This is a genomic window from Streptomyces sp. NPDC058691 (assembly GCF_042714775.1).
Taxonomy (GTDB): domain Bacteria; phylum Actinomycetota; class Actinomycetes; order Streptomycetales; family Streptomycetaceae; genus Actinacidiphila.
In genome coordinates, this window is the sequence record NZ_JBHXSO010000051.1 from 1 (window position 1) to 16,290 (window position 16,290).

Annotated in this window: 13 protein-coding genes and 3 pseudogenes; 9 read left to right on the forward strand and 7 right to left on the reverse strand. The window is 67.5% G+C overall.

Going from position 1 to position 16,290, the window contains the following annotated elements:
• The 3 genes and pseudogenes from ACFWVC_RS29455 to ACFWVC_RS29465 form a co-directional block, all read left to right on the forward strand.
• Positions 1-371, forward strand: a 371-nt coding sequence (locus ACFWVC_RS29455) for an integrase core domain-containing protein (protein ID WP_384293649.1), incomplete at its 5' end; no start/stop codon positions are given.
• 32 nt (positions 372-403) lie between these two features.
• Positions 404-652: pseudogene (locus ACFWVC_RS29460) on the forward strand (transposase); the annotation flags it as partial.
• A gap of 13 nt (positions 653-665) precedes the next feature.
• Positions 666-794, forward strand: a pseudogene (locus tag ACFWVC_RS29465) (IS3 family transposase); the annotation flags it as partial.
• A 219-nt stretch (positions 795-1,013) separates the two neighbouring features.
• Here ACFWVC_RS29465 and ACFWVC_RS29470 read toward each other — a convergent pair.
• Positions 1,014-2,411, reverse strand: a complete 1,398-nt coding sequence (locus tag ACFWVC_RS29470; protein WP_384293652.1) for a helix-turn-helix domain-containing protein — start codon at positions 2,409-2,411, stop codon at positions 1,014-1,016.
• Positions 2,412-2,948: 537 nt separating this feature from the next.
• Here ACFWVC_RS29470 and ACFWVC_RS29475 point away from each other — a divergent pair.
• Complete coding sequence (locus tag ACFWVC_RS29475; RefSeq protein ID WP_384293657.1) at positions 2,949-3,551, forward strand: DUF4232 domain-containing protein; 603 nt, start codon at positions 2,949-2,951, stop codon at positions 3,549-3,551.
• A gap of 321 nt (positions 3,552-3,872) precedes the next feature.
• Here the strand turns inward: ACFWVC_RS29475 and ACFWVC_RS29480 are convergent, their stop codons facing one another.
• A complete protein-coding gene (locus ACFWVC_RS29480; protein ID WP_384293662.1) occupies positions 3,873-4,277 on the reverse strand; it encodes a hypothetical protein in 405 nt (134 codons plus the stop codon).
• Between the two features lie 391 nt (positions 4,278-4,668).
• Here ACFWVC_RS29480 and ACFWVC_RS29485 point away from each other — a divergent pair, with 391 nt between their 5' ends.
• A complete protein-coding gene (locus tag ACFWVC_RS29485) occupies positions 4,669-4,893 on the forward strand; it encodes a hypothetical protein (RefSeq protein WP_384293669.1) in 225 nt (74 codons plus the stop codon).
• A gap of 150 nt (positions 4,894-5,043) precedes the next feature.
• Here ACFWVC_RS29485 and ACFWVC_RS29490 read toward each other — a convergent pair whose 3' ends face one another.
• Positions 5,044-5,640 (reverse strand): hypothetical protein, encoded by a 597-nt coding sequence (locus ACFWVC_RS29490; protein WP_384293674.1) that lies wholly within the window; start codon positions 5,638-5,640, stop codon positions 5,044-5,046.
• 198 nt (positions 5,641-5,838) lie between these two features.
• A complete protein-coding gene (locus tag ACFWVC_RS29495) occupies positions 5,839-6,456 on the reverse strand; it encodes an IS3 family transposase (RefSeq protein WP_384293678.1) in 618 nt (205 codons plus the stop codon).
• 613 nt (positions 6,457-7,069) lie between these two features.
• On the opposite strand from ACFWVC_RS29495, the gene ACFWVC_RS29500 reads away from it, so the two are divergent.
• Positions 7,070-7,747 carry a DUF4328 domain-containing protein gene (locus ACFWVC_RS29500; protein ID WP_384293683.1) on the forward strand — a complete coding sequence of 226 codons (678 nt, stop codon included), beginning with the start codon at positions 7,070-7,072 and terminating at the stop codon, positions 7,745-7,747.
• Positions 7,748-7,916: 169 nt separating this feature from the next.
• On the opposite strand, the gene ACFWVC_RS29505 is transcribed toward ACFWVC_RS29500, so the two are convergent.
• A complete protein-coding gene (locus ACFWVC_RS29505) occupies positions 7,917-9,185 on the reverse strand; it encodes an MFS transporter (RefSeq protein ID WP_384293687.1) in 1,269 nt (422 codons plus the stop codon).
• 58 nt (positions 9,186-9,243) lie between these two features.
• On the opposite strand from ACFWVC_RS29505, the gene ACFWVC_RS29510 reads away from it, so the two are divergent.
• On the forward strand, positions 9,244-10,227 hold the full coding sequence (locus tag ACFWVC_RS29510) for an ArsR/SmtB family transcription factor (RefSeq protein ID WP_384293692.1): 984 nt from the start codon (positions 9,244-9,246) through the stop codon (positions 10,225-10,227).
• Between the two features lie 1,139 nt (positions 10,228-11,366).
• Positions 11,367-12,881 (forward strand): restriction endonuclease, encoded by a 1,515-nt coding sequence (locus tag ACFWVC_RS29515; RefSeq protein WP_384293695.1) that lies wholly within the window; start codon positions 11,367-11,369, stop codon positions 12,879-12,881.
• Positions 12,882-13,066: 185 nt separating this feature from the next.
• Here the strand turns inward: ACFWVC_RS29515 and ACFWVC_RS29520 are convergent, their stop codons facing one another.
• Both ACFWVC_RS29520 and ACFWVC_RS29525 read right to left on the reverse strand, forming a co-directional pair.
• Positions 13,067-14,260: a barstar family protein gene (locus tag ACFWVC_RS29520; protein WP_384293699.1), complete on the reverse strand. Its 1,194-nt coding sequence runs from the start codon at positions 14,258-14,260 to the stop codon at positions 13,067-13,069.
• A gap of 493 nt (positions 14,261-14,753) precedes the next feature.
• The gene (locus ACFWVC_RS29525; RefSeq protein ID WP_384293702.1) at positions 14,754-15,191 is read right to left on the reverse strand and encodes an SUKH-3 domain-containing protein; all 438 of its coding nucleotides are present in this window, start codon (positions 15,189-15,191) and stop codon (positions 14,754-14,756) included.
• A gap of 312 nt (positions 15,192-15,503) precedes the next feature.
• Here ACFWVC_RS29525 and ACFWVC_RS29530 point away from each other — a divergent pair.
• A pseudogene (locus ACFWVC_RS29530) lies at positions 15,504-16,273 on the forward strand (IS256 family transposase); the annotation flags it as partial.
• Positions 16,274-16,290 lie beyond the last annotated feature (17 nt).

Here is a 16,290-nt window from a genome sequence, read left to right on the forward strand (position 1 = left end):
GGCAGCGGGGCTACCGGCCGAACGAGCAGGTCAACGGCTTGATCCACCACTCCGACGCAGGCAGTCAATACACCTCGATCGCCTTCACCGAGCGCCTGGCCGAAGCCGGCATCGCACCCTCGATCGGAACCGTCGCCGACGCCTACGACAACGCCCTGGCCGAGTCCGCGATCGGCCTGTTCAAGACCGAACTGATCAACCGCAACAAACCCTGGAAGACCTTCACTGACGTCGAGTTCGCCACCGCCGAATGGATCGACTGGTACAACCACCAGCGCCTGCACGGAGCCCTCGGTCACACCACCCCAGACGAGTACGAAGACGCCTACCATCACCAACACACCCACGCCGACGAACCCGTCAGCGCGTGACATCCCGCTCGACACCAAACCCGGAACGGTTCAAAGGAGCCAAGTACTGGCTCCAGGTCCTGACCGAGATCAAGAACCGCGGCGTCGAGGACGTGTGCATGGTCCTCTGCGACGGACTCAAAGGGCTGCCCGACGCGATCGGCACCGTCTGGCCGCAGGCGGTCACCCAGACCTGCGTCGTCCACCTGATCCGGGCCTCGTTCCGCTATGCGGGCCGGCAGGACTGGGACAAGATCTCCCGCGCACTCAAGCCCATCTACACCGCACCGACCGCGAAAGCCGACGAGGACCACCTGGCCCAGCCGGGCCGCTGCCCGCACTGCGATCTTCGACTTCATCGAAAGCTGGTACAACCTGCACCGTCTGCACAGCAGCCTCGGCTACCGCAGCCCAGCGGAATACGAGACAGCACACGCAGCCTGACCACCACACCATTGGTGTCCGTCAAAGCGGAACAGGCTCATACAGGAAGACAGCCTCGCAGCGGAACCGGAGCAACCAATCAGAGTGCACAATCACTGGTCACAGCACTCCATCATGAGCAGCTCTTCCAGGCGGTGACACCTGATCCTCGCCGGCACCGGCACGGGAACAGCCCTCTACCGGGCACTTACGCGCTGTCCGCCTGAGATCCGGGTCCCGTCAGCCGCCCGCTTCCAAATCCTCGTGAACGGCCGTCATCGGGACCCAGCCACCGGGGTGGCGATACCAGTAGTGCGGTAGCCCCTTGATGGTCGTGGTGCGGAACGGGCGGCCGTGGTCGTCGATGCGGACCGAGCCGGTCCGGCCCTGCGACGACCAGTCGAGCTCGAGGTACCAGTCACAGGTGCAGGCCCCCGTGCGCGCGGAGAGGAACAGGACCTCCGGCTCACGCAGAGACACCCGGTAGGGGAAGTCGATCGCGGGGGCCGGCCTGTCCGGATCGTTGCCCGGCACTGAACGGGCCAGGGGCCGGTGCACGTCCAGGTTCACCGAGAAGTACCGGGGAATGAGGACGGCGCCGCAGCCCTCGTACATGGAATAGGCGATGCTTCCGCGGGTGGCGGGAGCACTGCGCTCGACCATGCGCACATGCAGCGCCGTCAGGACCACGGCGCCCGAGCTCCGGCCCTGCACCGTGATCCGCAGATTGGTGTTGCGTCCGTGCACCGCCCCCTGGGACGCCGCCCACACTGCGGCGTCCGCCGGGGCGGGGGGCGGCGGAACTTGACGCGGTGGCCTGGCGATGACGTAGTCGTGGTCGCATTCGAGCTGCCAGACATGGGAGTCTGCGGTCCAGGTGAGCGGCGCCCCGGCGGGGACCGTGCCGGTGTCCGCCCGGCCCTCGCGCGAGCTCTCGCCGCTCCCTGCGGCCGATGCCGAGGGTTTCGACGAGGAGCGCGCGGAGGCCGACGGCCCCTTGCCACTCGCGGAAGGGGCTGCGGCCGGATGTGGACTGCCGTCGCTCCGCGGCGACGATGCCGAGGCACTCGGCGTGCCGCGGCCCGAGACCGCTGATACACGGTCATGCGAGCCGTCGCGGACGGCAGCGGATGCGGTGAGGCCCGCCAGCGAGACGACGAGCGACACCGCCAATGCCGTCACTCGCAAGGGCCGTCGCCGGGGGCGCCCGTCATGGGAGCGCCGCTCTGCCGACAAGACCGGTTCCCGACCAGGACGGGCCGGCGAGCCCTGCTCGGCGGACTCGTCCGCCGAGCCGTCCGGACTCCCGGCCATGGGCAGCACGGAATCGCCGCCGTCCACTCGTGACTTGACTGCTCGCCGGGCACCGGACGAGCGCTGTCGCCGCCGTTCCGCGTCCGCCAGGATCCACCGGCGGTGCAGGTCCTCGCGCTCTTGCCAGGAGGCTCCGCAGAGTTCGGCGAACCGATCGACCACGGTGAAGTCCGCTGGAACCACCTCCCCCGCGCAGTAGCGGTGCAGGGTGGAGGCGTTCATGCTCAGGTGGCGGGCCAGCGCCGAGTAGCTGCGGTCCGTGCGGCTCTTCAAACGCGTCAGCAGGGACGCGAACTCCGCCGCCTCGTCGCGGCTTACGTCCATGCGGTCCGACCTCACATCCGTCCATCGGTTCCGCGCTTGCATGGCCCCGATCCGTGCCGGCCACGAGCTGCCCCGCATACGTGCACGCAACTACGGCCGGGATGGTTCCGCCCTCACGCCATCCCTCTCTTCGTCACCTCCGTCACGCATGGCCTCGCCGCCAATCGGTCGTGACTGTGCTCGGCGCCCGTGGCGCCGGCCGTCCCATCTCCGGCCCGGGGAAGTCTTTCGTCCCGGAGCGGCATCCCAGGGATGTGCGTCTTCCCAGGTCACCAGCGCTGGGACCGTCCCACCGTTGCAACTTGCGGGGCAGCTGTTGTCCCACGGCCACAGGGCATCCGACGCTATGCCCGTCGCACCGGCTGAACCGGCCGGAGCACCCGCCGGTGCCACGGCAGCCGTTCATCGAAATGCCCTGGCGCCCCCACGGCCCCGGAGGGGACGGCGGTGTGGCGCGACCGTTTGGAACGCACCTGGCTCCCCAGTTGCGGACCGCGGCCGCGTGCGACCTCGTGACGATCGAAAAGGAACTCCCACATGAACATGAAGTACCCCGCTGCCCGCCTCGTGGCCGTAGCGACGGGCCTCGTCCTAGTGCTCGGGTACGGTGTCTCGGCGCACGCCTCCGCCAACGGGCCGCAGACGGCCAAGGGAAAGACCCGCGAGGCGGCGACGCACCGCACCAGCGCCAGCGCCACCGTCTCCGCCTGCTCCCAGAAGGACCTCGGCGTGTCCGCCGTGAAGGAGCCGGCGGACAGCACTGACGCCAGGCACCTGCTCCTCACCGTCCAGAATGCCGGCGACAAGAAGTGCAACGTCTACCGCTACCCGCTCGTGCGGCTCGGCGACGGCCGGACCACGGCCCCCGTCATCGAGGACAGCGCCCCGACGCCCGGCGAGCCCGTCACCCTCGCACCCGGTCAGGAGGCGTACGCCGCCCTGCTCGTGAACAGCCCCATGGACGAGTACGAGGCGAAGAGCATCACGCTCAGCCTGCAGGGCCGTAAGCCTGGCAGCACAGCCGGCAAGCCGATCGACGTCCCCATGCCCGTCGATACCCTCTACGCCAACGACGGCCAGCGTGTCACGTACTGGACGACCGCCCCCGGCTACGCGCTGGACTTCATCATGTCGAGGTGACGCCCTTCGACCGGACTGCCGGTCCAACAGCCGACCTCCACGGCATTCTGGCCATTCACCCCGATTCGGCTCTTTACACGCCGCCGGAAGCCGGGCTGTACCGACTGGCCTGCGTCCCGGCGCCGTACGGTGCCGGGACGCAGGTTCCTGCTGCTCAGGCAGTCGCGAGCCGGTGGCCTGGCTGCCTCAGGATCAAAGGGGACTGCCGACACAGGGGCGAGCTCCGTTGGTCATGGGGCAGGTCGGCGACTCGTCTCTGGCGCATAGGACCCGCGCCAGGTCGTGTGGCATCCGCGCCCTTGAGACGGCGCGTTCCTGGATCTACGGACAGGACGTGGACGACTGGTACGTGATCTTGGCGTAGCCCCAGTTCTCGACCTTGACGTACGCCGCCGACGTTCCGCGACGGTCGTACACCACGTCCCACGTCTTGCCCGGCGCCATCAGATGCAGCTTGTAGCACCAGCCCGCGTCTATGCGCACCACATCCCAGTCCTGTCCGTCCGGTGTGTGCGTCGCATAGCCGGACAGCCCGTACGGATCACCCCCGACACAGCCGGTACTCCACGAACCGGTCGTCCCCCAGTCGCACGTCCAGCTCTTGAACGCGGTCGCATAGGTGGAGGTGTAGTTCCAGGACTGCGAACACCCCACGATGGTGCAGCCCCCCGCGCTCGCCTGCGGAGCCGGTGCCAGCACCACCAGCCCCCATGCGGCCGCCAGCATTGCCGCTGCCCGAGCCCACCACTGTCTCCTGCGCATCAAGCCCCCACTCAAGAAACGTCAACCGGAACTCTCCGGCCGCTGAAGTATCACCACCACACAACAACCGCACAAGACAACGGACTCGGCCGACCCCCTGCGGACAGGCACCCACCGGGTCACGAGGTCGTCGTACGACGCGCACCCATTGGAGTGGCGCCGGTACCGGCTACGCCGCGCCGCACCACTGCCCACGGTCGGCTTCAGTGGGCGGGCGCGCACCGGTGTCATCGTCACTGCCGGGTGCATGCCACAGGGCCCCGCCAGGCCGTCACAATCCAGGCGGGGCCCGTTTCGAAATGACGGCGATCTGTTCTGCGCCCTCACCACCGAGACGGGAGCGGGTGAGGGCCGGATGACGCATTTCGAGCTCAGCGAGGCCCGCGTGGTTCCCGGTGGAACCGCTTCCACGCCTGCTTCACCGGCTCCAGGGCCGACAGCGGTGACGGTGATTGCCTACGCGCCCGAGGAGGAGAAACCAGCAGAGGTCTACTTCGACGCAGCGCAAACGCTGCCGTTCGCCGTCCTCCAGCGCTTCGTGGCGCTCGTCGCCTCACGCCTGGCAAGCACGGAGTCGTAGAGCAGCCGTCCTGGCGGCACGGCGAGACTCTGGGCCGACATCACGAGTTCAAGTGCAGTAGCGGTTGCAGCGGTTGCGGTCAGCCCTGCTGTACGCCGAGCCACTACCAGCGCCGCCACCTGCCAGTGATCGCGCAAAAATTTCATGGCGTCACGCAAGTTCGTTCACCACTTTCCTGTCCGCTATACCCACGAACTCAAGAAAGGTTTCTTTATCCAGCCTAATTCCCGGTGTCGCAAAATCGAAGACTTCAACGTTCACAAGAGTGTCTCCGTATCGGGCCCAATAAATCCAGTCCGAACACCCCACGTCTGCGTTTCCCCCCAAGCACAGGATCTGAACCTTGTTACCACCTAGGGAAGTCGGGGCGTCGACCTCCGTCGGTTCCGACGGCCAGGAAGACCCGTAGACCGCCTGAGGACTGTTCCGGGTGAAATTATTTTCGGCATCCTCCGTTGCGGGATAGGAATATGCCGCCATGCTGACCTCGCAGCCGTGTTCGGCCTCCCATGAGCGCAGGGTCCACCACTTCGAACCCCGACTCTCCTTCTCGCCGACGCTGCTCGCCTGACGCAGATCCTTCAAACCGCGGGCACCGCAATGCGTATCCGGAATCTGCGACTGCGAGATGATCAATTGTGCGGGATCCACCCGGGGCCGGTAAGCCGGATGCTGCGCACAGGCGGAGAACAGGACGGTGCTCAACGCGACGGTCAGAGCTGCCCAGATGCCCGTTCGCTTCATCATCGCACCTTGACCTCGGTGTCATGGTCATCGATGGAGGACCACTCGGGAATAGTGTCCACAAGCGCTTCGTGCAACTGCTCAATCGGCAAGCGTCCGCAGTTTCTACGCGGCAAGTTTCCCCCCAGCATTGAGTGTTGAGCGGGCACGAGGGTACCGCGCCGGGGCCCACACCGAACCGGGAAGCAGACCTTGCTTGGGTCACGTCCGCTGGAGTGGTGTATCGACGGCCAAGGCGGACCAGTCGACGATCCGGCGGGAGAAGGTATCCACGACGCCGGAGAACGTCGCGACGTGCGTGAAGTCGGCGACACAGCAGCGGTTCGGCGCGCCGGCGACGAAGTCGCGGTCGCCCAGGTCCGGCGCCCTGGGCGCGGACGGATCGCAGATGGTGGTGATCACCTTCTTGCCACGGACGGCGCCGGTGATGCCGAGGTCGTCGCGCATGAGGCGTTCGACGGTGCAGCGGGCCACATCACGGCCCTGGCGGTTCAGGTGCCGCCAGATCTTTCTGGCCCCGTAGACACGGTAGTCGGCGTCGTGCGCCTTCTGGATCAGGATCTTGAGTTCGGTGTCCCGCAGGGTGCGAGCCGCAGGCGTGGCCTGGCGTTTGTGGTGAGCGTAGTAGGTGGACGGGGCGATCTTGCAGTCGTGGTCGGTCAGAACACGGCAGATCGGCTCGACGCCGCCGAAACGGCCCTTGTGCTCGTCGATGAACGCTACGAGCGCGTGTGTGGCCGGCCGAGCTCGACTGGCCGAACTGGCGGCGGCACGGGCGGACGAGATGGACGCCGACACCGTCAACAGCGAGCTGTCCATGGCCCGCAAGACGCCGGTGGCAGCGCCAGGGCCGGATCGAAGGCGATCCGACCATCGGTAGCGAGCGGCGGCCGGCGCCGCCGGGCCGCACCAAGGCCCTCGCGAAGAACCAGATCGCCGTCCCCTGGCGCCCGGGCGTCACCCTGCGGGAGAAGGCGCAGTAGAGGATGCTCTGCGAGTCCGCTGCCCGGGCGCATGAGGTGCTGTGCCTGAACGTCGAAGACCTGTACCCGCACGGATAAGCGCGGCAGGATCACCGCCAAGGGCGGGGCGACCAAATGGATCCACCGGCAGTCCGGCACCGCCCAATTGCTTCCGCGCCTGATCGGGCGCCGCACCCGAGGTCCGTGAGGCCGTCCCCCTCCTTCCGACCTGCGGAAACGTTGTGGACAGCGGTGTGCAGTCTCATCTACGGTACGGCGGCGGCCGAATCCGGGCGCCCAGCACAACCACCACAAAGGCACCCCGATCCATGAGATGCACCAACTGCGCTGCTCACCCCGCTGTTTCGTCCTCGGGACGATGCGCGCAGTGCGTCGGATGGACACCGCATGCGCTGACCCCCCACCAACCGGAGTACCGCGATCCGGGCGGCCTTGCGAAGATCGCGACCGTGCTGCTCGCAGTGGCACTGCTGGCCGACGTCCTCGCCGTCTTCGCCGCCGTACGGACGGCGTCCCTAGCCGGTGACATCCTCCACCTCTCCCCCGATGTCACCGACGACCGCATACGTTCCGTCAACGACTTCCACAAAATGGCCGGCTGGGTGCAGAAAGGCTCGCTGCTTGCCGCGGCAGTGCCGTTCGTTGCCTGGTTCCACCGAGCGCGGCTCAACGCCGAGGTATTCGCCCCCGCCGCCATGCGCACCACCCCCAGCTGGGCGATCAGCGGCTGGGTGGTGCCCGTGCTGAACCTGTGGATGGGCCGCAAGATCGCTAACGACATCGATCGTGCCACCCTCCCGCCCTCGCCGGACGGACCGCCGGCCGACCGGCCGGGCAGCAAGCCGACCGGCCCCACACGCCTGCTCCTCAACACCTGGTGGACGCTGTGGATCGGCTCCATCTGGGGCGGCTTTCTGTACACGTTCGTAGCCGAGTTCATCTACCTCGAAGGCTCCACCGACATGGACGATTACGCCGTGGCAATCACCCGGATAGACGCGTTCGGCGAAGCCATCCAGCACAGCGTCAGCGTGTTCGCAGCCATCGCCGCGGCACTCGTCGTCCGCCGGATCACCGCACTCCAGCGCACCCGCGCCACGACCTTCCTCTCTCTTCAAAGCGCATAGCGCAGCGCGCCCGCCGCCGGGCCGACAAGCTCACCGAGGAACGACGGACGGAACTCGACACACCCGGCATCCGCTGGTAAAAGCCGCAGCACGGGGGAAGGGCTGGATCGGGACCCCCAGCCCAGCGCTGGCGCTACGAGAGCGATGCTGCCGAGCAAATGGTGCGCACCTACGTAGTGACAGGTTCAGGGGGCGTGCTGGTGGCGGCACCGCCATCGACGGGGTTGTTGGGGCCCTGACCATGGGGCAGGCGACGTACCACCCCGGAGACCAGAGGGGTCATGACAGCCGCGGCGTGGACGACGCCGGCGACCAAGGCGACCTGGAATCCTCCGAACCGGTCGGCGAGCGGGGCGACGCTCAGCTGGCCTGCGGGCATGGCGAGGTAGGACAGCAGGTTGTCGAAGGACGACACACGTGACAGCGCGTGTGGCGGGACGTGTTCCTGCAGCGAGGTTTCCCAGCCGACGGCAGCGACGGAGGATCCCAGTCCGGCAGTGAAGGACGCGGCGATCAGCCAGGGGGCATGCAGGTGGGCGCCCAGCGCCAGGAGCGGCAGTGCACCCAGTACGCTCACCAGCTGGCCCAATCGCAGCAGGTGCCGGACCGTCAGCCGGTACATCAGGGCACTCATCACGAGCAGACCCGCGCCGCGGGCACTGAGCACGAACCCCCAGGCCACCTCGCCATCGGCTTGGCGGGTAAGCACAGGGCCAAGGATCTGCCAGGTGCCGACCTGCACCAGATTGACCACGCAGAAGGCGAGCGACACCGTCCAGACCCAGCGAATCCGGCGGAAGGCGTCCCAGCCCTCGCGGATGTCGGTGAACAGTCCCAGGGAACGGCGGGACGTGGATGGGCCGCTGAGGGAGGACAGGCGGGTCAGGCACGCCGCTGCAAAGAGGTAGGTCAGCGCGTCGAAGGCGATGGCCGCGCCTCCGCCCACAGCCGCCACCAGGACGCCCGACAGGCCCGGCCCGAGAATCTTCGTAGTGTTGCGTACCGATCCCAGTAGCGCGTTCGCCTGCCGGAGCCGGTCGCCCGGCACGAGTTGGGGCACGATGCCGCGCAAGGCCGGCGTGGTGAACGCGGCCAGGACGCCGTTGGCGAACCCCAGGGCGGCCACCGGCACCAGGGCGTAGCTGCCGGTCAGCAGCAGGGCGGCGACGGCGCCCTGAGTGAGTGCACAGCCCAGGTTCGCGGCCGTCAGCACCGTGCGGCGTGGAAAGCGGTCGGCTGTGGCCCCGCCCACCAGGACAAACAGCAGCAGCGGCACGATGTAGGCGGTCACGACGATCCCGAGGTCGCCAGGGCTTTGGGAGGCGTCCAGGACGGCGAACGCCAGCGCGACCGGCGCCATCGCAGTGCCGAATAGGGACACCGATTGCGCGGTGACAAACCAGCGGAAGTCCCGGTGCAGCATCAGTGGTGAGGGCACGGGCTGAGTCTGTGGAAGGCGTGGCGGTGGGCGCTATCGTTTCGGCAGGAGGCGAAAGATGACGCTGCTGCGGCTGAGTTCCCAGGCCCTGTCACGGTCCCGGTTCGCGCTGTCGCCGCTAGCGGAGACGCTCGCGTCCATGAAGGTGCTGAACGCGTCGTACTGTGACCCGTGGCTGGCTCCCTGGCATGCCCGCCACCAAGCCGCGTTCCGGGCGGGGCTGGATGCAGACCCCTTCGCCCAGGGCATCGTCCGGCTGTTGGCCTCTACCAAGTGGCTTCCCAGTCACGTGGCGATACCGCCCACCACGGGCATGCGCACCACCATTGACAGCGAACTCGTCCAGGTAGCCCGCATATCCGATACCGAGGTGCGCTGCGAACTGGAGAAGTCGGTGGCGCACAGCTGGAATGAACACGATCTTCGCTGGCTGACCGGGCGTGCTTGGGCCGCCAGGACCGCGGACCTGTTCCGGCACATCTGGACCACCCACGTCGCCCCGGACTGGCCCCGGCGCCGGGCACTGCTGGAACGGGACGTCACCTATCGGGCCGGGCTGCTGGCCGCCTACGGCTGGCCCCATGCCCTGCAGCAGATGAACCGCCGCAGCGCCTGGGTCGGGACCGACGCCATCCGCTTCAGCGACCGGCCCTCCCCCGACCGCGTCGTCGGCGAGGACGGCATGCAATTCGTACCGGTCGCCGCGATATCCGCCGGTACGTGGCTGTGCGAGACCCCGCCAGCTTCGTACGCCCTGGTCTACCCAGCCCGCGGAACCGCCACAACCCACCCGCACGCCACACCCGGCCAGGCCCTGGGACGACTGATCGGCACCGGACGCGCCGCCATCCTCCACGAACTCCAACGCCCCGCGACCACCAGCGAACTCGCCGCCCACCTCGGCCTGTCCCCCGGCACCGTCGGAGACCACCTCGCTGTGCTCCGCAACGCAGACCTCGTCACCGGAACCCGGATCGGCAGACGCGTCGTCTACCACCGCACCAAAACCGGCGACCTCCTCACCAACCCAACACCGCAATAAGCGCAGCCACCGGCCAGCGCCCGCCACCGAGGGCAATCCCCGCCCCGCTGCTGGCATGAGGCGCCACACGGGCAGTGCAGGCTGCTCTGCCGGAGCGTTCCCGGGCATGCGCTGTCCTAGGACACATGGGCGTCGAGTGGGCGTGACGCCAATTGCAGTTCGTCGGTGGACTGAGCGACTGTAGATCACACAGCAGGGCACCCCGGGCCGGCATGACCCAGGGTCCCTTGCTGTCAGCTCAGTCCTCGCACAGTTCTCTCTCCCCGCGGTTCCGGGAGCCTCGTGCCGTCCGGGAAGCCCCCGGCCACCACCGCGGCCCGCTCACGGGCCGCACCCCCGCTTCCCGTCAGCCCAACGCCAGCGGCCCCCAGGCCGCCCCCGCCGCGGCTATGGAAATCGGCGTCATCACGGTCACTGGGCAATCCGTGCCCGGTCCCCTGGCTTTGTCGCCAAGATCCAGCAGCGATTGTTGGTCAGCGCCGAGAGCGGTCTGCAGCGGACAGGAACGATGTCGCTGAATTTGGGAAGCACCTCGGTACATTGCTGCTGCCGGAGGACGGCGACGCGGACGGCAGTGACCATCCGGCCGGCTCCCAGTCCTCGGTAAGGATGCCACTTTTAGGCGTAGCTAAAGCCCGGATACGTCAAGTCACTGAAAATCCGTCAGCTTCGGACAAACACCGTAAGCGTCCTGACCAGCCGAAACGCGCCACACAGCCCACACCCGACGGGTTGACACCCATCCCCCGAACGAGCACACCAGCACACCCACCCCACCACCCCCACCGCCAGACGACTGCACCAGACCCGGGCAAGCACAGCGCTGCTCCCCTACATCACACCTGCAGCTCACCGTCGTCCGGGCGGCATCCCTTCACTTCACAGCGCCGGCGAGAGCACCACCCGGACCACCTGCCCCTGCTGTGACGTCCGGGCATCCAAGGGGCGCCAGAACACCCCGTGGCGCATGCCGCAGAGAGCAACGCTGGGCTTCATTCCGCAAGGCCGCACGGTGAGACAGCAGCCGACGTGCTTCACCTCAGCAGAGCGGAATGCGATCCGGCCAGGCGAGGGGTTGTTGGTCCTGTAGGGCGGGCATGGCTTCACATCAAGCGACACGACGGATCTGGGGGGGCGCCGTGGCCCGCAAGAAATCCCTGACCGCTCAGCTGGTACAAGCCTACCAGGAGGCAAAGAAGGCCAAGGCCGCCGAGCAGCAGCGCCTGCAGCAGGAAGAGGCCCGCCGGGCCCGCGCTGCGGAACAGGAGCGACTGCAAAAGGAGCGGGCAGCGGCCAAGGAGGAACGGGAGCAGGCGCAGCGCTGGGCGGCGGCGCAGCGGGAGAAGAAGCGGCAGGACGCGGAGCGCAGGCGGAAGGCGGAGCAGGTCGAGCGGGATCTGGCGCGGCGTCAGGAGGCCCGGGAGCGGCAGGCCGCGCAGAAGGAGAGGGAGCGCAAGCAAAAGGCGGAGCAGGCGGCGCGGGTGGCCAAGCAGGAGCTGGTCGAGGCGCTGAAGGCCGAGGCGCAGCAGCGGACCGCGGACGTGCAGGCTCACGAGGCGAGGTTGAGCCGCGTGCTGGTGGACCGCTCCCCCGGTCTGCGTGATCACCGCGGGGCCGTGGAGCACACGCTGGCCGACGGGGCGACGGCGTTCGTGGAGGCGGTGGAGGGCGTGTTGGCCGGGTGCGGGTATCCGGCGGGGCTGCGAAGGGCGTGGCGGCTGGCGTATGCGCCGGAGTCACGTGAGCTGATGGTGGACGTGGACCTGCCCGGCCAGGACGTCATCCCGTCCGCGGCCGGCTACCGGTACAAGGCAGCCGACCCGCCGGCCGTGGTCCCGCAGCCACGGAAGGAAGCGGAGACCAAGGAGCTGTACAGGCAGCTCGTCGCCCGCCTCGCGCTGCGCGCCGTCGACGAGGTCCTCGCCGTCACACCGCCCGCCGTGGTCGCCTCGGTGGCGTTCAACGGGCACGTCCAGGCCAAGGACCGCGCCACCGGCAAGGCCGTCCGCCCGTGCCTGGTCAGCGTCCGCGCCGAACGCGACACCTTCGCCGAACTGGTCCTGGACGAGCCCGAGCTCGACCCCGTGCTGTGCCTGCGCCACCTGAACGCCATCGTCTCCCAGCACCCCTACGACCTCGAACCCGTACGCCCTGTCGTCACCTTCGACCTCAGCAAATACAAATTCGTCGAGGAAATCGACGTCGTCGCCGGCCTCGACAGCCGCCCCGACCTCGTCGCACTCGACCCCACCGAGTTCGAACACCTGGTCCGGCGCCTGTTCGAAGCCATCGGGCTCAAAGCCTGGGTCACCCAGGCCTCCCGCGACGACGGCATCGACGCCGTCGCCACCAACGAAGACCCCATCATCGGCGGCCTGTGCATCATCCAAGCCAAACGCTACAAAAACGTCGTCCCCGCCGAAGCCGTCCGCGCCCTGGCCGGCGTCATGCACGACAAAGCAGCCGCCAAAGGCATCCTCGTCACCACCTCCTGGTTCGGCACCACCAGCAAAGACTTCGCCCAACGCACCGGCCGCATGGAACTCATCGACGGCCGCGGCCTCAAAGCCCTCCTCAAAGAACACCTGGGCATCGACGCCCTCATCGGCCTCCCCAAACTCCCCACCGGCTGGCACCCTCACGACCTCCGTTGACACGCCAGGCGTGATGGCCCGACCGGCGCCGCCACCGACTGGACCGCCTACCTCGAAGCCCGTAGCACCAGCCGGGCACCAGGAGACGATACGACGGGCCCTGATGACCTGGCCGTTGCCCCACTCCGTTCCTTCTCCAGGTCAGGCGCCGTCTTCAAGGGGTCCGGGATTGTCCGTCGCCTCCCTCACTGGAGCACGACGGTGACGCCGTACTCGCGCAGGAGGTTCACGGTCTCCTCGAAGTAGGACAGGCCGCTGCGGTGGGCCAGGACGTCTCCGGCGAGGGCGTGGCGGGCGATGGCAGCGTGGTGCCACACGAGGGTGAACGGGGGGACGACGGAGGGCCCGCTGCACAGGTAGTCCTGCACCGAGTCCAGGTCTCTGCCGTAGTGGGCGCCAGGGCCGAGCACGGCTTCGCCGAGTGCCAGGAGCAAGCCGGTCCTGTCGGTGACGTGCTGTCCGTCCAGGTGGTACGTCCCGCCGGAGAGGCCCTGCAGCCCGTACGGGCCGACGCGGGTGAGGTCCAGCCACTCGGATCGGCCCTCGGCATCGAACTGTGCCCACTGGTTGGGCCGCGTGGGAACACCGTCGGACCAGATCTCCCAGACTGCGCGGGCGGCCAGGGTGGGGCGGTCGTCACCGGGGTCGGTGACCGTGACGTCGATCAGGGCTCCGCCGAGGACGGATGGGCGTGCCTCGACGGTGTCCAGGTCGAGGTGGTACCCGGTCATCGTCCGGCCGTGGCGATCGAGGCGCCAGAGCGTGATCGGGTCGCCCTCCTGCGGAAGGGGACGACACAGCAGGGCCAGAAGCGGTGCGGCGGGTTCGCAGCCGATCAGGTGCACGGGCTGGGTGGGTCGCTGCGGGCGCGGGGTGAGCAGGCCGTCAATGGAACGGCAACCGCCCGATGGGCTGTCCCCCCGGATCGAGGGGAACCACAGGTCGAACCGCGGGCTCGAAGGCAGCCGCTTGCCGCCCCAGAAGTCGTCCTCCCTGACGCCGGTGCCCACGACGATGTCCACGCGCCCGGGATCGCCCGGCGTGGGCCACTGGGCCAGGACAGCCGTGTCCTCCAGGTCCCAGAAGCGGGACGGCCCGTCGTTCGAGGGATCCACAGGCACGATCGAGAGCATTCCGTCCCCCAGCAGCCGCACCGGTTCGGCGCTGGCCGCCATGGCCTGGACCAGCAGGCTCTCGCGCGGGCAGCCGCGCAGCGTCAGGACCTCTCGCGGCAGCGGAGGCGCGTCCATGAACAGGCCCTCGACCTCCGCGCACCGCCCCCACAGCACGCCCTCCTCCTCACCCCCGATGTCCTCCCGCACCAGGAGATACCGGACCGGGAAGTCCCGCTCCCACCCCACATGTTCCTCAGACCGCACGCTTCTCCCCTGCTACCAGGCTGCCTTGGCGCACTCACCCTACGGTTCACTGACGCCGAAGCCCTCCGAATATCGCGTGCTTGGAATGACGCTCCCCGCCAGTCGGAGCCTCCCAATGGACCCCCGCTCAACGCCAGGCTTATGCCAACGACCTCGACGAACCACGGGCTCCGGTCGCCGTCACCGTACGTTCCAACCGGTCCAAATCATCAGGATGTCCGGAGTGGCTGCTGCCGACCGCGGCCGCTCGGTGCGGATACCTGGTGAACCGGGTGACGGTGAAGACGCGCTGGCACCTGGCGGTCGACGACCTCGAACACAATGCCCTAGTTTCCGCGAAGCAGCCGCCTGCCCGAACACGCAAGTGGCCACCACACTTGCGGACACGCCAACCCCTACCCGCTATGAACATTTCTGACTCACTCTGTACTTGTCCGCAGGTACACGGCGGACAGCAGAGATCCACAGCAGCGAAAGATCCCAGAAGGCAACATCAAGGTCGATCGAATCTCCGAATTTCCCCCTCTGCGCACACCAGGCGCTCCAAAGCTTCACCGAAGCTCCAACCGAGCTCCCAATTCTCGTATTGGAGAGAGCAGACCGTCAGTCCGGACGCGGAAACATAGATGCCGTTCACGTACATCAGGGCGACCGGGAAAAACGGGCCACCAAAACATTCGTTCAACTCATCGACGATATTCATTTCCGCCGTCTTGACAGGGTCGAAAACAAACGGCTCCACAGAATAGTTTACACCCTCTTCCACGAACGGCCCAACCAAAAGCCCACCGAGCTGCTCAAGAATACTTCTGGCGAGCGGATGCATCGTCGCCCCCCATTGCTCAAACTGTTGAGCCGTCGCGGACATGTCGACGAAGCGACCGGGAAACCAGCCGGCAGCGACAAGCGCTGAGCGCGTCGGCTCCTCCATCGACTCCGCACTAAATGACGCTACTTTAACCATCCTGAGGTGTCCAATTCGCACCGAAACGTCCGAGCGTCTTTTTGCATCTCCCACACGGATCGATCACAGTGCCATGTAGCGCCGCATCCTTGAAGTCGGACCCCCTAACGAATACCGAGGTCGCAGTCGCGCCGTTGGGATCAACGCCATCCTCGATCATCTGAGCTAGGCAGCCAACTTCACCGCATCCCAGATGACTCCTCCTGTCGAGTACACGCGCCTCCATTTCTGCTGGAACGTCAAGAAGTGTCCGATATTCACTCCTTGCGATGACCACAATGGCAGAACCGGCCGCTGGACCCGGTCTACCCGGTGATCTTCATCGACTGCGTGCACGTGAAGGTCCGCGACGGGCAGGTCGCCAACCGCCCGATCTACGTCGCACTTGCGGTCACCGTCGACGGACCCGCGACATCCTTGGTTTGTGGGCCGGCGATGGCGGCGAAGGAGCCAAGTACTGGCTCCAGGTCCTGACCGAGATCAAGAACCGCGGCGTCGAGGACGTGTGCATGGTCGTCTGCGACGGACTCAAAGGGCTGCCCGACGCGATCGGCACCGTCTGGCCGCAGGCGGTCACCCAGACCTGCGTCGTCCACCTGATCCGGGCCTCGTTCCGCTATGCGGGCCGGCAGGACTGGGACAAGATCTCTCGTGCGCTCAAGCCCATCTACACCGCACCGACCGCGAAAGCCGCCGAGGACCGCTTCCTCGACTTCCAGGAGCAATGGGGCGCCAAGTATCCAGCGATCGTGCGGCTCTGGGAGAACTCCTGGGCCGAGTTCGTACCGTTCCTTCAGTTCGACACCGAGATCCGCCGCGTCGTCTGCACCACCAACGCCATCGAGTCGGTCAACGCCCGCATACGGAAGGCCGTCCGTGCCCGCGGACACTTCCCGAACGAAGCTGCCGCGCTCAAGTGCGTCTACATGGCCGTCATGAGCCTGGACCCCACCGGCGCCGGCCGCAAACGCTGGACGATGCGCTGGAAACCCGCACTCCAGGCATTCGACATCGCCTTCGACGGCCGACTCACCGCCGGCCGCCGATAACCCACACGCCCCGAGTT

What these genes read in the sequence shown, in the direction of transcription:
- ACFWVC_RS29470 (WP_384293652.1), bottom strand. Translation starts at nt 2,411, where the DNA reads ATGGACGTAAGCCGCGACGAGGCGGCGGAGTTCGCGTCCCTGCTGACG.
- ACFWVC_RS29475 (WP_384293657.1), top strand. Translation starts at nt 2,949, where the DNA reads ATGAACATGAAGTACCCCGCTGCCCGCCTCGTGGCCGTAGCGACGGGC.
- ACFWVC_RS29480 (WP_384293662.1), bottom strand. Translation starts at nt 4,277, where the DNA reads ATGCTGGCGGCCGCATGGGGGCTGGTGGTGCTGGCACCGGCTCCGCAG.
- ACFWVC_RS29485 (WP_384293669.1), top strand. Translation starts at nt 4,669, where the DNA reads ATGACGCATTTCGAGCTCAGCGAGGCCCGCGTGGTTCCCGGTGGAACC.
- ACFWVC_RS29490 (WP_384293674.1), bottom strand. Translation starts at nt 5,640, where the DNA reads ATGATGAAGCGAACGGGCATCTGGGCAGCTCTGACCGTCGCGTTGAGC.
- ACFWVC_RS29495 (WP_384293678.1), bottom strand. Translation starts at nt 6,456, where the DNA reads ATGGACAGCTCGCTGTTGACGGTGTCGGCGTCCATCTCGTCCGCCCGT.
- ACFWVC_RS29510 (WP_384293692.1), top strand. Translation starts at nt 9,244, where the DNA reads ATGACGCTGCTGCGGCTGAGTTCCCAGGCCCTGTCACGGTCCCGGTTC.
- ACFWVC_RS29525 (WP_384293702.1), bottom strand. Translation starts at nt 15,191, where the DNA reads ATGGAGGAGCCGACGCGCTCAGCGCTTGTCGCTGCCGGCTGGTTTCCC.